This is a genomic window from Herbaspirillum sp. alder98, assembly GCF_020179755.1.
Taxonomy (GTDB): Bacteria; Pseudomonadota; Gammaproteobacteria; order Burkholderiales; family Burkholderiaceae_D; genus Herbaspirillum.
The window spans coordinates 94,634-112,458 of record NZ_JAIUCY010000005.1 but is presented as its reverse complement, the minus strand read 5'-3'; the positions used below and the strand labels follow the sequence as shown (position 1 = coordinate 112,458).

Here is a 17,825-nt window from a genome sequence, read left to right as displayed (position 1 = left end):
GCGGCGCCAGCCAAAAAGTTATCCCAAGCCGCCGAACAAGCGGTTTCTGTGAAATCGAAGACCTCCGTGACGACCAAGAAACCCGAACCCAAGACAGCCGCCAAGCCCACCAAAGCCGCACAGGTGGAAGGCAAGGACGCTGGTGCGACCTCCGCATCCTCTAGCGTGAGCCAAACCACTGATGCCGCAGCGCTGGCTGCCATCGACACCTCGGGCTACATCCTGCCGTCCGTCAAGGTGCCGGGCCGCCGTGGCCGCAAGCCGAAAGAATTCCAGCCCGAGAGCGAAGAAATGGCCGCGCTCAACGCCGTCGAGCGCGCCGAGTTGAAGGCGGTCGACAAGGCCAAGGCCAAGGACCGCAAGGCCAAGGAAAAAGCCTTGCTCAAGGATGCTTTCTCGTCCGACACCGAAGCCAGCGAAGAAGAACTCGAGCGTCGTCGCCAGAAGCTCAAGACCCTGATCAAGCTGGGCAAGGAGCGCGGTTTCCTGACGTACTCAGAAATCAACGATCACCTGCCTGAAAACATCGTCGATCCGGAAGCGATCGAGGGCATCATCGGCACTTTCGCCGACATGGGCATCTCGCTCTACGAGCACGCTCCTGACGCCGAAACCCTGCTGCTGTCGGACAACGTGGCCAACGTCGCCAGCGATGACGACGCCGAGGCCGCTGCCGAAGCTGCGCTGTCGACGGTCGACTCCGACTTCGGTCGCACCACCGACCCGGTCCGCATGTACATGCGTGAAATGGGTTCGGTCGAGCTGCTGACGCGCGAAGGCGAAATCGAGATCGCCAAGCGTATCGAAGACGGCCTGAAGGACATGATCCAGGCGATCTCCGCCTGCCCGACCACGATCGCCGAGATCCTGGCCGCGGCTGACCGCATTTCGAAGGACGAGATCAAGGTCGACGAAATCGTCGACGGCCTGGTCGACCTGAACGAATCGGTGCAGCAGGTTGAAGCCGCATCGGCCTCTGACGAAGAAGAGGACGAAGAGGAAGAAGAAGACGAAGAAGAGGACGAAGAAGAAAGCGAAGGCACCGGTACTGCCGGCGCCGCTGGCTTCTCGGCTGAACAGCTCGAACAGTTGAAGCGCGATGCGCTGGGCAAGTTCGGCGTGATCGGCACCCAATTCGAGAACATGCGCAAGGCGTTCGAGAAGGAAGGTTATAACTCCAAGCCGTACGTCAAGGCGCAGGAGATCATCTCCAACGAACTGCTGGGCATCCGCTTTACCGCCAAGGTCGTCGAGAAGTTGTGCGACACCCTGCGTGCGCAGGTTGAAGAAGTGCGTCAGGTCGAGCGTCAGATCCTGGACGTGGCGGTCAACAAGTGCAACATGCCGCGTAACCACTTCATCAAGGTATTCCCTGGCAATGAAGTGAACCTTGACTGGGTCGACGGCGAAGTCGCCGGCAACCATGACTACAGCGTGGTGCTGGCCCGTAACGTGCCGGCCATCAAGGAACTGCAACAGAAACTGATCGACCTGCAAGCGCGCGTGGTGTTGCCGCTGCCGGACCTGCGCGCCATCAACCGCAAGATGGGTGCTGGCGAGAAGAAGGCCCGCATGGCCAAGCGCGAGATGACCGAGGCCAACTTGCGTCTGGTGATCTCGATCGCCAAGAAGTACACCAACCGTGGTTTGCAGTTCCTCGATCTGATCCAGGAAGGCAACATCGGCCTGATGAAGGCGGTGGACAAGTTTGAATATCGTCGCGGTTATAAATTCTCGACGTATGCAACCTGGTGGATCCGTCAGGCGATCACCCGTTCCATCGCCGACCAGGCGCGCACCATTCGTATTCCGGTGCACATGATCGAAACCATCAACAAGATGAACCGCATTTCGCGGCAGATCTTGCAAGAGACTGGTGCTGAGCCGGATCCTGCAACACTGGCCATCAAGATGGAAATGCCGGAAGACAAGATCCGCAAGATCATGAAGATCGCCAAGGAGCCGATCTCGATGGAAACGCCGATCGGTGACGACGACGATTCGCATCTGGGCGACTTCATCGAAGACAACAACACGCTGGCCCCGGCTGATGCGGCGTTGCACGCTTCGATGCGCGGTGTGGTGAAGGACATCCTCGATTCGTTGACGCCACGCGAAGCCAAGGTGTTGCGCATGCGTTTCGGTATCGAGATGTCGACCGACCATACGCTGGAAGAAGTCGGCAAGCAGTTCGACGTCACGCGTGAGCGTATTCGTCAGATCGAAGCCAAGGCACTGCGCAAGCTGCGCCATCCTTCGCGTTCGGACAAGCTGAAGAGCTTCCTCGAAGGTAATTGATCCAGAGTGTCAGAGCTGGCCGGTGATGTTAAAATCGCCGGCCATCTTTTTGGCCCTCTAGCTCATGCTTGGTTAGAGCAGCGGACTCATAATCCGTTGGTGCCGTGTTCGACTCACGGGGGGGCCACCAGTACCAGAAAGGGATTCCGATCAGTCGGAGTCCCTTTTTTATTATCGCAAGCACACATGGAGCTAACTTTCTGAAATGACACCCTCTGTTTCGATGCCGCAGGAAGCGCTTTGTGTTCCGCCACGCGGCTTGGCAATTGCCCAGTTTGCCCTGGCCTTGGGAGGCTTTGCGATCGGCACTGCTGAGTTTGCCGCCATGGGGCTGCTCCCCGATATGGCGAAGGACCTGCAGATCAGCGTGCCATTTGCGGGTCACCTGATCAGCGCCTACGCACTGGGCGTGGTGGTTGGCGCGCCGCTCATTACAGTCGCTTTTGCACGCATGCAGAAGCGCACGATGCTGATCATGTTGATGCTGCTTTACGGCATTACCAACGGCGCCACGGTGTTTCTGGGCGGGGCGGGAACCACGATAGTCAGCCGCTTTTTCGCGGGCCTGCCGCACGGCGCCTATTTCGGCATGGCGGCGCTGGCCGCCGCCGCCCTGGTTCCTCCTAACCATCGGGGAACAGCCATCGCGCGGGTGATGCTCGGCCTGAGCGTCGCCAATGTGATCGGCGTTCCGGCTGCCACATGGTTGGGTCAGCATCTGGGTTGGAGGGCATGCTTTGCGACGGTCGCCATCATTGCCTTCATCTGCGCGGGAATGATCGCGTACTCGCTGCCAAAGATCCCGATGCAAAAGGGCGCCAGCGCCCGGGCCGAACTGGGCGCATTGAAGAATTCCCAGGTGCTGCTCACCTTGCTGGCCGGCGCCATCGGCTTCGGTGGCATCTTCTCGGTGTATAGCTATGTGTCGTCGACATTGACCGAAGTAACACATGTCTCGGCAAGTTTTGTTCCGTGGGGCCTGGCGTGCATAGGTATCGGGATGGTGGTGGGCAATACCGTCATCGGCGGATTCATCGATCGCTGGCTGAAACCGACGATGATCGGTGGCTATCTCTTCATCGCAGTGGTCTTGGTGTTGTTTGCGATCGTGGCATCGGACGTGCGGTTGGTGCTGCCCGTTTTATTCTGCGTCGGATTTGGTACGGCCTGCACGACGGCATTCCAGGCGAGGCTGATGGATGTCGCCGGAGAAGCCCAATCGCTGGCAGCAGCCCTTAATCACAGCGCATTCAATATCGCCAATGCGCTTGGCGCATGGCTGGGCGGTCTGGCGGTGACCGCCGGATTCGGATGGGAATCCACCGGATGGGTGGGCGCGATCCTGGCTATGCTTGGCGTCCTTGTGCTGTGGGTAACCTTTGCCAGCCAGCGGCGTCCGAGTTAGCAGCAATGGCGACGCGCCTCAGGCGGTCGTTCACAAAAAAGGCGGACCCATGTGGTCCGCCAACAGATGTCGTCATGAAAAGATCAGTTATTACTGGTCAAACATTTTCCACGGGATCACCCGCTGTTCGTAGAGAGTAATCGCTCGGCAGGTATTCAGAGCGTTAGGGGCATGACACCCGTTGGGCAACCTGGATGCCCGCCCCTGTCCTAATGCGACAGCAGACTCTGAGGCGTGCATCCATAGGCCGCACGGAATACCCGGCTGAAGTGGGAGAGGTCCGAGAACCCGGCATCCAGTGCCGCCGAAGTGACATTGCCAGCGCGACCTTCCGTCAACGCGCGATGGCTGGCCTGAAGTCGCACACGGCGCAGAACGTCCATCGGGGTTTGATTGTGCTGCGCAAATGCACGTGTCAGCGTGCGCTCCGAGACGTGGTGCGCCATCGCCAGCACATGCAGATTGAGCAGGGGATCGGTGTAGTTCTTTTGCAGATAGGCAAGAACCTTTCTGTAAAGATCATTCTTTTCCACAGCCGATGCCCGGGCGGCCGGCGGCGCCAGGCTCAATGCCAGCACGTCCAGTACGGCGCCGCTATAGCGGATCGCGGCATCGGCATCGGAGAATTCCGTATTGGCAGATTCTTCCAGCATTGAACGCAGGGCCATGACGCCGGGACGGTGACGATCTATCAATTGCGCCGTCATGTGTTCTGCTTCGGGACACCGGCTTAGCAATGATTTGCGTGGCAGGCGTGCCAGATAGATCTGTTCCGGGCCCAGCGCGAATTCAAAAGGGCGAACCCCATCGTACAAGACCATGTCGCCGGATTGAAGTCGCGTGTGCCGGCCTTCCTGTGCCAGGTATCCTTCGCCGCTGACCATGAAGGCCAGCCAGAGATCGTCGTCCGGGCCTGTTCGAATGTGGTGCGCGTCACGTCGCCAATGGTGCATCGCAGATTCCATAATGGTCATGTCGATCATCCCGATCGAGTTGACCCTCATTTCACCATCGAAAGGACGCTCCCCGAGCGTGTTGCTGTCCGCCAGGAGGCAGTGGCGGCAGACAACGTCATTCCAATACTCAAAGCGCCGTGGTGCTTCAACGACGTTAGTGCTGTATTGCGCTTTCATAAGGAGACCTCCTCGTATTGCGAGATGATGCGACGTGACCAATGATTCGTGAGTCGGCAGCGAACTTCGGCCGGCTGGCCTGGGCAGAATCTGGTGGCCATCATGGGCCGGCTATTTTCAGTAAAGCACCCGACAGGAAAGGCTTCAAAGGTAACCGGAGTTCTTGCGATGCACCCATTTCTGCCATCAGGATCTGCAAAATCCATGCCATTGCGCATGCTGTTGCGTAGCGTCAACTGATGCCTTAAAAATTAAACGACTCGTGTTCTGCGTCGGCAAAAAGAAACGCCACTGAGGCATGTTCCCCAGTGGCGTCAACGACTTCTCTGCGACTAATCGAATCTTGGAAGGTACTCAGTTTGTCCGGGCGTCGCGCAACATTCCCGTCTGAGGATGGCAGTTGATGTATTCGAACCATTGGCTGGCGGCGTCAGACACCGAAACCTCATGATAAAGCCGCAGCTTCTGCAAGCCGGTAGCGACCTTGAAGAAGGTGGTGAAGATGCGCAAGTGGGTAGGGTGAGACTCGGCCCAGCGCTCCAGCAGGGCCAGGGATCGCCAGTGGCCGATATCGTAGGCGATATCGAGCAGGTTGCCCTCCAGGTCGACGTTGCGCACGAAGCGATTGCTATAGCATCCTATGTCCTGGCCCTGGTCGCGCAGGAAGTTCATTCCATCCTGCAGCGGCGGCAAGAGTTGATCGAAGTAGAGTGCGCGCTCTTCGTCGCCGGCGTCAGCCCAGTCCTGTCCCGAGCGGATGAGCGCAATATTGTCATGTCCCTGGACGACGACCCGGCCACCTTTCGAGGGCTCGCCGGAAATCACTTGCAGTTGACCGCCGGGACGCATGCGGTCGACTTGCGATGCGGGGAAACGGTCGCGCATCGATCCCCAATAGCCGTGTTCTTCGATGTCTCCGCTAATGCCATCCATGACGGCACCCACGCCCGGCAGCTTTTCCCGGAACGCATACAGCGTCTCGAACTGGTCTGCGCGCGGAGCGAAAACCTCGCGGAAGTAGCCCAGTCCATCGGACAGCCGGCTGGAACTGTCCCACCAATTTGTTATTTCCGGTGAGCGCATCCATCGACAATAGGTCGCGGTGTCACGCCAGTAGCCGACGACGATGAAATTACCGTAGCCCTGATTGTCGAGGTGAAAAGTCATATCGTGGTTTCCCGGGCCATTGGCGCCACCGAGGCTGGCGACGATATGGCGCATGGCCGCCAGTGCGCCTGCCCGGTTTTCCTCTTTGAACTGGATGCCCATATATGCCATCGTGACTTGCGTCAGGCTGTCGTCGGCGCGACCGACCCACATCGGGAACGGCGGCTGATAGTCGTCGTCGACCCGGCGCGACAATGTGCGTGGACATTTCAGGTGTCGATCAATTGCGGATTCCATAATACGTATCCCTGTAGGAGAATTTCAGTGCAATGTGGTGGTGGCGCCCGCCTCGAAGGCATGCGTGCCGGGGCTGTCAGCCCATGATTGGGGGCCGGCTTCGATTTCAGCCGTGCTCAGCAGGCAGGCGTCCAGTTCCTGGACCAGGGCATCCCAGTCAATGTCTTGACCGATGAATACGATCTCCTGGCGACAGTCGCCCGCCAGCGGGTCCCATTTCTCCTGGATGGCGAGCCGGCGGTATTGGTCTTGCGGCCAATCAACCTGATCGATGAAGCGCCACCAGCGCCCAACGAAGCCCCACTGGAACTGACCGCCTGTCTGGACCAGCATGCCGATGTCCGGAAATCGGCAGGAAGTCCAGATGTAGCCTTTACATCTCAGCAGACGACCATTTTTCCAGGGGCGACCGAGCCATTGCAGCAGACGGCCCGGATGGAATGGGATGCGGGCACGGTACACGCGGGACGAAATGCCGTAGGTATCCGCCTCAGACCGGTGGGCGTCGATATCCATCGTTTGCATCCACCCTGGCATCCTGGCGAGGCTGGGCAGATCAAAGAGATGCGTGTCGAGTACCTTGTGCAGGTCGATCCTGCCGTTTTCCATCGGCACAATGTCGGCGGTGGGATTGAGGCCATGCAGCAATGACCTGAGTTCGTCGAAACCGCTCACCCCGATCAAATCGACGCGGCTGACCAGAATGACATTGGCGTACTCGACTTGCTCAATGAGCAGATCCGAGAGTGTTCGAACGGATTTGCCATCGGTTGATCCCGTTGTGACATGCTCGGACAACTGCTGCGCGAATGTCGCGCCGTTGACCACGGTGACCAAGGTGTCAAGCCTTGCCAGCTCGCTGAGACTGAAACCTTCGCTATTTAGAAAAGCGAAGGTTTCCGCCACTGGAATGGGCTCGGAAATGCCGGTCGACTCGATCAGGATGTAGTCGAACTTTCCTGCGCGAGCCAGGTTGCTGACCTGCTCCAGCAGGTCGGCTCTTAGCGTGCAACAGATGCAGCCGTTGCTCATCTCGACAAGTTCATCGCTACCGCGATTGAGTTGCACATTGCGTCGGATATCGTCGCCGTCCATGTTGACCTCGCTCATGTCATTGACGATGACGGCCACCTTCATGCCGGCGCGATTGCGCAAGATATGGTTGAGCAGAGTGGTCTTGCCGGCGCCAAGAAACCCCGAGAGAACCGTCACCGGGATTCTCGGCGCCCGGCCTTCGACCAACTCGCCAGGCGCCGGATCTTTCATGCCGGCACGCCATGCCCTGCGGCGTTAGTCTTTACCATCGATGCCGCACCTTGCTGAGGCGCTTTGTCCAGGTAGCCTTCGAACAGATCGACAACCACGAAACCGTCGTCACAGGCACCGCCCCAGACGTCGCTGGTCTTGAACTCGACATGGTAGGTCGGCTGGAAGATGGCGCTTTTGTCGCCATGGCCGATGGTGTCCGGGAAGGGCCATTTTTCGGTCGTGCGATGGACTACGATACCTTCCTTGCCACGGACGTAGCCGGGCGCACGAATATGGCCGGTGACACGTTCGTTACGCACCACAACACGGTCGCCGACTTCGAATGGCGCACGTCCGGAGAGGGCCGCGCGGCCGTTGGAGCGGGCGGGGCTGGCAAGCTTGAAGTGAGATCCCAGGGCGTCATCAAGCTCTTGCTGGGTGATGACGCCTTGCTCGACCATCAACGACGCCGTGGCGATTACATAGCGCTCGTAGTATTGCGTGTTGGCGTGCTGGCGGAACTCGATACGTTCGACGGCGTGGCGTACTTCATCCACGCTGAACAGCTTCATGTGGTCGGCGCCCAGGAACATCAGGGTGTAGGCCAGATGTTCCCAGTCCTGCTTGAAGACCTTCTTGTAATCGAGGCTGTTGATGGTGTGAGGAATCGCGCCAAATCCTTGAACGCCACCCAGGTCGTGAAAGCCATCCATGATTGAATCTCCAGAAGTAAATGAATAAAAGGAAGCAGCGTCGGACTCAGCCGACCCTGGGCAGCGCGACGCCGATGAGCACATCCTTGGTCACCAGCTTGCTCAGGGCTTCTTCGCTCCAGCCTTCGGTGCCGGCGGGGCGCATCGGCAACACCAGGTAGCGTGTCTCGGCCGACGTGTCCCATACCTTCACGGCCACGTCCGCGGGCAGCTCGGTTCCGACTTCGCTGAGCACGGTGCGGCCCTCGCGTACCAGTCGGGCGCGGAATTCGAAACCCTTGTACCACTCGGGGGGAAGCCCGAGGACCGGCCAGTTGGTGCAGGAGCACAGGCTGCAGACGATGACGTTTTTCAACGTGGGCGTATCTTCCAGCGCCACGATGTATTCGCCCTGTGGGCCGGTATAGCCAAACTGATGGCAAGCGGCGGTACCGTCGCGCAGCAGCAGCGCCCGGTATTGCGGATCGGTCCAGGCCTTGGCGATGATGCGCGCGCCATTGGACGGGTCGAATTTGTTGGCCAGCAGGTCGGTCAGGCCCTCGATGTAGCCGTCCGGAATCAGCTTTTTATCGTTGAGGACTTTGAAGAGGGCCCATGCCCGGTCACCGGGCGTGGAGGTTTGTACGGAAGAAGACTGGGTGCTCATGATGCAACTCCTAGCTAAAAAAAGGCGGGGGGAAGTGGCTTGCCAACGCAACGAACATCAGTTTTTCTGCCAATCGACAGCGGCCTCGAATGCCGCTGCTGCCTGGTAGATAGTGGCTTCCGCGTAATGGCGTCCGACCAGCATCAAGCCCACAGGCAAGCCGTCGACCGTCCCACAGGGAATGGACATTGCAGGATGGCCGGTGATGTCCAGCGGCGCGGTGTTGCCAATCATCTCGAAGGCACGCGTGACGTAATCGGCCAGTGAACAATCCGCTGCAGGCAATGCCTGGGCGACGATGGGTACGGTGGGCATGACCAGCAGGTCGAAGTCGGCCAGCGCCTTGTCGTAGCCGGCGCGGGCGCGACGCGCAATGTTTTGCGCCTTGGCGTAATAGCGTCCGTCATAGCGCGTGAGACCGTATTGCCCCACGAACATGCAAACCTTGAGTGTGGCCGAGAGCTCGTCGGCGCGATTGCGCCATGCTGCATGATGCTCGAGCAGGGCGACGTCGTACTGCCCTTTCCAATTGAAGCCCATGCCATTGCCATGCATCATTTGCATCGTCAGGCCTTCGCAGCCGATAGGCGTCCACAGGGCGCCGGCAAGGGTATGTTCCGGGACCGACACCGTAGCGACCGAGGCCCCCAATTTCTCCAGCTGGGCGATGGCTTCCTGCACCTTGTCTGCGACGCGCCGGTCTTGATTGGCCAGGGCGAAGCCCTCGGTGAGCACGCCTATCTTCAGTGCGCGCACACCGCGCTCGAGCGCGCCGGTATAGGGCTGCACCTGGGGTGCGTACTGGCGCGGATCGAGTCCGTCGGCTCCTGCGATGACTTCCAGCATCAATGCGTTGTCGCGTACATTGGCCGTGATGGGGCCGGTATGGTCGATCGTTGCTTCGATCGGCATGATCCCCGTGTAAGGCACGAGTCCATGGGTCGGTTTCATGCCATACGTGCCGCAGAAGGCCGAGGGGATGCGAATCGAACCACCCTGGTCGCCGCCGATGGCCATGTCGACTTCTCCAGCGGCTACGAGTGCGGCGCTACCCGAAGATGAGCCGCCTGCCGAGTAGCCATGGCGGCGGGGGTTATGCACGGGGGCCGGGTCGGAGGTATGGCTGCCCCCGGACAGGCAGAAATGTTCACAGGTCGCCTTGCCGAGAATGCTGGCGCCAGCGTCGAGCAGGCGTGTCACGACGGTCGCATCGTAGCTGGGCACAAAGCCTTCCAGCGTCGACGCCCCGTTCGCCATGGATACGCCTGCAAGCGCAACGTTGTCCTTCAGTGCCACGGTACGGCCAGCAAGCTTGCCCGCTTTGGCGCCGTGGACCGTGCTTTTGCACGCCCAGGCATTGTGTGGATTGGCCTCGCCCGATGGGCGCGATCCATTGGTGCGGGGGTACTGAACGGCAGGTATTTCATCCGGCAGGCCGTCAATCAGATCGTATGCATCGAAACTGGGTTGCATCAGGGCCAGGTAGTCGTTGGCTTGTTGCTCGGTAAGCTGCATATGCAGGGAATTGGCGAGCTCCCGGAGTTGTTCTGAAGTGGGGCGGGCGATAGACATAAAGGTCGAACTCCAATATTCACACGCACCAGGTACGTGCATTTGTTCATCAATGGGAAATCAGCATCGGCTCCGGCGCTTGCCCGGAAGCGCCAACGCGTACCGCCATCATTGGCGATCGCAACGACACATGCTTGCCTGTGCAGGTCATTCGCTTGTTTTTTGGGGACAATCGCAAGTCTTTTCCAGGTCAGATTCCCGGAAAAATACCGACAGGAAATCCTGTCGGCGCAAGGGGAAGACCCGCATCGAAAAGCCTGCTCGTGCAAAGGTCTCTAAAAGATTTGCAGCAGCCTCAGGTTGAAACGGAAGTTCTCCTTGAACCCGTTATCGACGGAGAGGTCACGGCCAATGCTGACCATGACCTGCGTTTTGGCGCCGATGAAGGTGCTCGCTCCCAGCGATATCTTTGACTGATTGGTCTGGTCGTTGTTAGGCACGCCATTCAAGCGGGACTCGCCTCCCCAGGTGCGAGACAGACCGGTGTAAGCATTGCTGGTGGGGCTGAACTGATAGCGCAGATAGGATTGCAGCTGCCAGAGGGGTTTCTGGCGCAGGCTTGCGCGGTTGCTTCCATAGTCCGTGTTCTCGCCGAACACCATGACGTCGCCGGTCAGGTCAAGATACCAAGGGCCGGAGATCTGCTGCGCCAGCCCCGCCTGCAAGTCGAACTTCCAGCGGTTCTCGCCGACATTCAATGCGCGCCGATCCGAATAGGCTCCGGTGGGAAGGTAGACGTACGGCGTTAGCGCCAGGAAGGTGGATTTCACCGTATCGTTGATCAGCCAGACCGGCGCGGCGAGGATGATGTCGCCCATGGCATTCTCGTTACCCAGCGCCTTGATGTCACGACCGCCACGCAGGCTGGCAAAGGGCAACAGTATTTGCGGGCTGACCGTGTAGCCGCCGATGGTCATGTAATGGACCAGTCGGATGATGGCCACGTCCGAGGTCAGCAAGGGATTGCCTGCATTGCGGGTCCCGCCCGTATAGCTGGCATCACGTTCGGCATGCTGCAGGTATAACAGCGCAGCGGTGGTTCCTGCCGGCGCCGGCACGTAATCTCCCGGGTCGACATCCACCGCGCAGGCATCGGCCATGACGCCCATCGCCAATACGACGGCAACGGTAAAAAGAATCGCCCGCAGCGAGGCGGCGTAACCCAATATATTGTTTCGCAATGTCATCTCATCCTCTTTTCGTGTTGATAAAAAAACGTAGCTTTCCGGGCGCGATAGACGAACACGTCCATCGAAAATCGAGCACGGCCGGGGACGTTCATTCCGGTTGTCGTGCTGTTTTCCAGGGCATCGGACAGTTACGAAAAGATAGAGACGGTGGGGATGTTTGACTCGTCCAATCGAGCCAATATGCTTGGCTTAACGAGACATCTTCTTGACGTTGATGTTTTCTTCCTGTCGGAAGTAATGGCCTTCGGCGACTCCAATCGATATCAAACTAGATGCACCGCCGACGGCGGCTATTTGCGCGCGAAGAGAAAATAACGACAACGGAAACGGTGCGGGATATTCCTCGCTAAATCTCATAATTAATTCTCGCGTCATGAGGTTTCAGCCGCCAGTTGCCTTCCTTTGGGTGAATGTAAAAGGAGAGGGCTACAAAATACCAACAGTTGTCTAAATAATTTAGTAAATAAGAACCATAACCATTCGCATATTTATTATCATGCTTGGGTTCCGTTTTTATGTTTCTCTTGAAAGCACTCATGATCCTCCGCCTCACCCCTCTTGCTACCGCCCTGGCACTGGCCTTCCTGGCGCCGACCTCCAGCCTGGCTCAAACCACCACCAGCACCACAACAGCAGATGAACAAGCCCTGCCGACCGTGACCGTCAATGCGTCTGCCGACGCCTCTGCGGGAGGATTGCCGGAGGCCTATGCGGGCGGGCAGGTAGCGCGTGGCGGCCGCGTCGGCATGCTGGGTAACATCGACTTCCTGGATAGTCCGATCAAGGTCACCAGCTATACCCAGGAGTTGATCAAGGACCAGCAGGCACGCGGCGTCGGTGACGTTCTCAAGAACGATCCGGCGGTACGCACCACGCGCGGCTTCGGTAACTTCCAGGAGTCGTACATGATTCGCGGCTTCATCGCCACTTCCGATGACTTGATGTACAACGGCCTCTACGGCGTCTTGCCACGTCAATACGTGGCTGCCGAGATGATGGAGCGGGTCGAAGTGATGCTGGGCGCCAGCGCCTTCCTCAACGGCGCCGCACCGGGTGACGGCGGCCTGGGCGGAACGATCAACATCGTCCCCAAGCGGGCGAGTGCAGATCCTGTGACGCAATTCACGGCCGGTTATGAAACGGGCAATCAGAAATACGGCGCAGTCGATATCGGCCGCCGCTTTGGTCCCGATGATCGCGTCGGGCTGCGCTTGAATGCGGTACGCCGTGCCGGTGGCACTGCGGTCAATAACGAAAACCGCGAAACCAACCTGCTTACCCTGGGCGCGGACTACCGTGGCAATGACTTCCGTCTCTCCGGTGACATCGGCCTGCAAGAGAACAACCTGACCAGCGCTCGTCCCAACCTGACCGTTGGCACCACGCTGACTGCCTTGCCGGCAGCGCCAGATGCATCGACTAACTACAACCAGCGCTGGGGTTACTCGAATGCACGCGATCTGTTCGGCACCCTGCGTGGCGAATGGGATCTGTCGGCCAATACCACTGCATGGGCCGCAGCCGGCACCCGCATGAGCACCGAAAACAACTCCTTGTTCAGCCCAACCGTGAATTCGCTGAACGGCGCCGCGACCGGCCGACGTTTCGATAACGCCCGTGAAGACACCGTGCGCACCGGAGAGATCGGTATCCGTACCCGCCTTGATACCGGCGCCATCAAACACAGCGTCAATCTGGCCGCATCGACCTACTGGCTTGATTCGCGCAACGCGTTTGGCACCAGCACGACGGGCGGCATCGCCGACAACATCTACAATCCATTCTTCACGACGCAACCGGCAATCACCTCGACCACGGGTGGCAATCTCGCCAATCCCCAGACGACCACCAAGACCCAGCTCTGGAGTGCCGCCTTGTCGGACACGATGTCCTTCTACGACGAGCGTATCGCCCTGACTTTGGGAGCGCGGCACCAGTCATTGAAGTCGAACAGCTATTCCTATATCAACCAGTCATCCACTGCGCGTTATAAGGAATCGGCCTTGTCGCCAATGGCCGGCCTGGTCGTCAAGCCGCTGAAGAATCTGTCGGTCTACGCCAACTACATCGAAGGGCTTCAGCAGGGCAAGCAGATCACCGACACCGCTGCGGCCAATTTCGGGCAGATCCTGGCACCCTACAAGTCCAAGCAGAAGGAAATCGGCGTGAAGTTTGATACGGGTTCGGTGGGACTGGGCCTGGCGTTTTTCACCACGACGCGTCCGCTGTCCTATAAGGACACCATCACCAACATCGAAAGCACCAATGGCTTGCAGCGCAACCGCGGTGTTGAGTTGAACGCTTTCGGCTCGCCGTTGAAGTCGCTGCGCTTGCTGGCAGGCGTCACTTTCCTGCAAGCCAAACAGGAGCAGACATCGGCCGGTCTCAATAACGGCAAGTACGCCATCGGCGTGCCGAAGATGCAAGCCAATGTCGGCGCGGAATGGGATGTGCCCGGTATGCAGGGCCTTGCGATCAACGGCCGTGCGACCTATACCTCGACCCAGTACGTGGATGCGGCGAACCGCCTTGAGCTTCCATCGTGGGTGCGTTACGACCTCGGCGCACGCTATATCACCCGCATTGCCAACCATGCGGTCACTTTCCGTGGTTCGGTTGAGAACCTCGCCAATCGCAGCTATTGGGAGTCTGCAGGCGGTGCCTCCAACTCGGGTTATCTGGTGCTCAACACGCCTCGCACATTCGTGACCTCGGTATCGGTCGATTTTTGAGTGAGCGGGGATGCAGGGCTATCGATGCCTGCATACAAAATGTCTGGCCTGAGAAAAACGCCAACCTAAATGGTTGGCGTTTTTTTATCCAACGAATCATCTGACAGCATTAACTTTTTCGGGAGCGGCATCTCGCCCTTGAGATAGAGCCGTGGTCAAGCAGTGTTTATCGCTGCCCGATACCCGAAGCCATGACGTTGTCTGCCAATCAATAAACGCGCGCAAACCGGGGCGCTGGCCATTAAAAAGTCCGGGAAGGACGTAAAAATAAAGCCATGATCGGTTAAGCTCTGCGTACTTACAAAACTTAACAACTAAGTGTGGGGCGGCGCTTCGTTGCAGCATGATTTTCTGGCGTGAACAGCTGGCCAGTGCGCCAAACAGTATTGCGATGGCCCCATCCAGTCATGAGGAATGTCATGCTTGCACGCTGGAAGAAAGCCACCCTGGGTCTTGCCGCCGCGACAGCGCTCCCAGCTTTTGGTCAGTCGACGTTGCCGGGACTTATTACCGACACTGGCGTGACCGCTACTCCCCGGACAATGAATGCCGCGGGTAATATCTTCGCCGGTCAGTTTGACTTTGCGCCAGGCCAGGAACATGCCTTTCGCTGGTCGCCGATATCCAATTCGATGGTGGACATGGGAACGCTGGGTGGCAGTACGTCGTCGGCTTTCGGCATCAATGCTACGGGGGACATCATCGTCGGGCAGGCCGCCATCGCCGGAGATGCCGCCACGCACGCATTTGTCTGGACCGCCGCTACCGGTTTCATGAGGGATATCGGGACGCTCGGCGGCACCTACGGCGCCGCCACCGGCGTGAGCAGAACTGGCGACGTGGTTGCAGGGGCGTCCACGATTGCAGGCGGTAGCATGCACGCCTTCCGCTGGACTGCAGCCTCCGGTGTCATGAACGATCTGGGCACATTGGGTGGAACGACATCGAGCGCCCTGGCGCTCAGTGCTGCCGGCGATGTGGTCGTCGGCTATGCCTATCTCGGCGATAACACGACGCGCCGCGCCTTTCGCTGGACGCTCGCCTCGGGCGTGATGGACAATCTCGGTTCGCTGGGCGGGACCTCGTCATCTGCCTCGGCGACCAATGCCGCCGGCGATGTCGTCGTTGGCTACTCGACGCTGGCAGGCGGCACCAGCTCGCACGCTTTTCGCTGGAGCGTCGCATCCAATCGCATGGAGGATATCGGCGCGCCGGGAAGTGCATATTCGTCCGCCACCGGGACCAATGCCACCGGCGACGTCGTGATCGGAAACTTCCGTGCGGTCGGCAATGCCACCGGGCAAGGCTTTCGCTGGACCAGTGCCGCTGGCATGCAGTCGATCGAAGACTGGCTGACGGCCCAAGGGGTGACTGTGGGTAACGTGCGTACCACCACCGCCAATGCCATCAACGCCGAGGGCAATGTCATCGTCGGCACCCTGTCCAATGGGCATGTCTACCTGGCGCGCGTCGCCTCCAGCAGCGCTGGCCTGTTAGATGTCGAGGACTTCAATGCCGGGCTGGCCAGGGTCAGTAATTCCGGGCTGCTGGCCGCCAACGATGCCGAGACCGTCATGAACGGGTTGCACAGTAATCCGATGGCGATGCTGCTGGCGCCCGGGCGTGCAACCTTCTGGGTTTCGGGGGACGCCGGACGCCAAACGCATTCGCCCTACAGCAGCAAACTGGGTATTGCCGAGATCGGTTATGGTTATCGCCCCAGTCGGCACTGGCAGCTCAACCTCGCGGCAGGCCGCAGCTATAGCCAGGCCGACACCGGAATGGGCGGTCGCACCAGCACGCGCAGCACCTATGTGGCGCCGGAAGTTATCCTGAGCCTGCCGGCCTCGTCCTATCTCACCCTGAGCGGGTATTACGGTCAGGGACGCGCCGATATCGACCGGGTCTATCTCAATGCCGGACTGCCGCAAGGCGCTTCCGGCAACCCAGACCAGAATACCGTCGGCGGGCGCTTGCGACTGGATGCAGTCGACCTGGCGCGCCTGGGCAAGACAAGACTGACGCCCTACGCCAGCCTGACCTGGCTGCGCACACGTACCGCCGGCTATCGCGAGCAGGGCGGCGCTTTTCCGGTGGACTGGCGTGCCCGCGTGGACCGCTCGACCACCGCACGCATCGGCATCGATGCCCTCTATCCGGTGACGGCGGCGACCACCTTGCAGTTGCGCACCGAAGCGGCGCATCGATTCGAGAAGACCGGCGCCACCACATCGGGTGAAGTGATCGGACTGTACGGCTTCAACTTCGCTGGGCAGGATATCAAGCGGGATTGGCTTCGCTTCGGACTGGGCGCGCAATCGCGGATGGGCGACGGCATCGCCAGCATGATGCTCAACGCCACTACCCAGGGCGAGGCGTCGTCCTACTGGGTCTCGGCCAGTTACCGGTGGGAATTCTAATAAAGGTATGGCGCCTTGTCTGGCGACATGGCGGCGGCCTGTTCAAGTGTCAGTGCACTCAACGCGAAGGATAAGTCGCCCGCGCAATCTCCACGAAGCGTTGCAATACCGGCGATGTATTTGCCGTATTCCATACCAGCTCCAGCGGCATTTCCAGTTCCAGGTCGTCCAGCGGCAGAAACACCACGCTATCCTCGGCGTGGTATCGCGCCAGCGCCGGCAGGATGGCGCATCCCATGCCGGCCGTCACCAGCGTCAGGATGGCCGCGTTGTCACTGCCCTCCATGGCAACGTGCGGCGTATAACCCGCCTGGTGGAAGTGATGCATCAGGTGGTCGTAGTACATGGGCGTGGCACCGCGCGGGAACCAGATCATGTCGACCCCGTTCAGATCCGCCAGGCGTCTGGGCGGATTCTGCGCCCACGGCGAATCGCGCGGCACCGCCAGCATCAGCTTCTCGGTCGAGATCAGGGTGCCGCTCAAGGTGGGATCATCCAGTGGCCGATAAAACAGAAAACCGGCATCGAGCTCACCGGCCCGGATGCGGTCGACTTGCGGCCCCGAGATCAATTGATTAAGTGTCACCGATACCTTGGGCGCCTCGCGCCGAAAGCGACGCAGGATCTCGGCAATGATTGGCAGCAGGCTATGCAGTACCGTCAATCCCAACGTCAGTGTGCCGAGCTGGCCGGTGCTGGCCTGGATCGCTTGCTGCTTGGCCGAGATCAGGTCGTCCTGGATCTTGCTGGCGCTATGGAAGAATTGCCGCCCTGCCGCCGTGAGCGCAATGCCGCGCGGCAGTCGTTCTAGCAGAACCACGCCTAACTCTTCTTCCAGATTATGGATTTGCTTGGTGAGTGCCGGCTGCGCCACATACAGGGAGCGGGCTGCCTTGCTGATGGACCCGTGCTCCACGGCTGCCAGGAAATATTTCAGTTGGCGGATTTCCACGGGATATCAAGTTGTTATGGCAAGGATCATATTCTCGTATTTGTGCCAACCCCCGTCAATGATTAAGATCGTTCATCCATTCGAGCACGCCGATTAGTTCATGAAGGGGGAA

At 59.3% G+C, this 17,825-nt stretch carries 12 protein-coding genes and 1 tRNA gene; 5 read left to right on the top strand and 8 right to left on the bottom strand.

Annotated features, from left to right (window positions below; genetic code table 11):
* The first annotated feature begins 66 nt into the window (after positions 1 to 66).
* From rpoD to LBW87_RS13340, 3 genes are all read left to right on the top strand, one after another.
* Positions 67 to 2,298, top strand: a complete 2,232-nt coding sequence (rpoD, locus tag LBW87_RS13350) for an RNA polymerase sigma factor RpoD (protein ID WP_225201987.1) — start codon at positions 67 to 69, stop codon at positions 2,296 to 2,298.
* A 51-nt stretch (positions 2,299 to 2,349) separates the two neighbouring features.
* Positions 2,350 to 2,428, top strand: a tRNA-Ile gene (locus LBW87_RS13345).
* A gap of 75 nt (positions 2,429 to 2,503) precedes the next feature.
* Positions 2,504 to 3,703, top strand: a complete 1,200-nt coding sequence (locus tag LBW87_RS13340; RefSeq protein ID WP_225201985.1) for an MFS transporter — start codon at positions 2,504 to 2,506, stop codon at positions 3,701 to 3,703.
* A 209-nt stretch (positions 3,704 to 3,912) separates the two neighbouring features.
* On the opposite strand, the gene LBW87_RS13335 is transcribed toward LBW87_RS13340, so the two are convergent.
* The 7 genes from LBW87_RS13335 to LBW87_RS13305 form a co-directional block, all read right to left on the bottom strand.
* Positions 3,913 to 4,836 carry a helix-turn-helix domain-containing protein gene (locus tag LBW87_RS13335; RefSeq protein WP_225201984.1) on the bottom strand — a complete coding sequence of 308 codons (924 nt, stop codon included), beginning with the start codon at positions 4,834 to 4,836 and terminating at the stop codon, positions 3,913 to 3,915.
* A 354-nt stretch (positions 4,837 to 5,190) separates the two neighbouring features.
* Positions 5,191 to 6,240, bottom strand: a complete 1,050-nt coding sequence (locus LBW87_RS13330; RefSeq protein ID WP_225201983.1) for a phenylacetaldoxime dehydratase family protein — start codon at positions 6,238 to 6,240, stop codon at positions 5,191 to 5,193.
* Positions 6,241 to 6,264: 24 nt separating this feature from the next.
* On the bottom strand, positions 6,265 to 7,506 hold the full coding sequence (locus LBW87_RS13325; protein WP_225201981.1) for a GTP-binding protein: 1,242 nt from the start codon (positions 7,504 to 7,506) through the stop codon (positions 6,265 to 6,267).
* Positions 7,503 to 8,201 (bottom strand): nitrile hydratase subunit beta, encoded by a 699-nt coding sequence (gene nthB, locus LBW87_RS13320; RefSeq protein WP_225201980.1) that lies wholly within the window; start codon positions 8,199 to 8,201, stop codon positions 7,503 to 7,505. The genes LBW87_RS13325 and nthB overlap by 4 nt, the downstream gene beginning before the upstream one ends.
* Before the next feature lie 46 nt (positions 8,202 to 8,247).
* On the bottom strand, positions 8,248 to 8,847 hold the full coding sequence (nthA, locus tag LBW87_RS13315; protein ID WP_225201979.1) for a nitrile hydratase subunit alpha: 600 nt from the start codon (positions 8,845 to 8,847) through the stop codon (positions 8,248 to 8,250).
* A 57-nt stretch (positions 8,848 to 8,904) separates the two neighbouring features.
* Positions 8,905 to 10,419 carry an amidase gene (locus LBW87_RS13310; RefSeq protein ID WP_225201977.1) on the bottom strand — a complete coding sequence of 505 codons (1,515 nt, stop codon included), beginning with the start codon at positions 10,417 to 10,419 and terminating at the stop codon, positions 8,905 to 8,907.
* A gap of 275 nt (positions 10,420 to 10,694) precedes the next feature.
* Positions 10,695 to 11,585, bottom strand: a complete 891-nt coding sequence (locus LBW87_RS13305; RefSeq protein ID WP_225201976.1) for a transporter — start codon at positions 11,583 to 11,585, stop codon at positions 10,695 to 10,697.
* 560 nt (positions 11,586 to 12,145) lie between these two features.
* On the opposite strand from LBW87_RS13305, the gene LBW87_RS13300 reads away from it, so the two are divergent.
* Together LBW87_RS13300 and LBW87_RS13295 are read left to right on the top strand one after the other, a co-directional pair.
* Positions 12,146 to 14,341: a TonB-dependent receptor gene (locus LBW87_RS13300; protein ID WP_225201974.1), complete on the top strand. Its 2,196-nt coding sequence runs from the start codon at positions 12,146 to 12,148 to the stop codon at positions 14,339 to 14,341.
* A gap of 521 nt (positions 14,342 to 14,862) precedes the next feature.
* Positions 14,863 to 16,761, top strand: a complete 1,899-nt coding sequence (locus LBW87_RS13295; RefSeq protein ID WP_225201973.1) for an autotransporter domain-containing protein — start codon at positions 14,863 to 14,865, stop codon at positions 16,759 to 16,761.
* 58 nt (positions 16,762 to 16,819) lie between these two features.
* Here the strand turns inward: LBW87_RS13295 and LBW87_RS13290 are convergent, their stop codons facing one another.
* On the bottom strand, positions 16,820 to 17,713 hold the full coding sequence (locus LBW87_RS13290; RefSeq protein WP_225201972.1) for a LysR family transcriptional regulator: 894 nt from the start codon (positions 17,711 to 17,713) through the stop codon (positions 16,820 to 16,822).
* Positions 17,714 to 17,825: the final 112 nt, after the last annotated feature.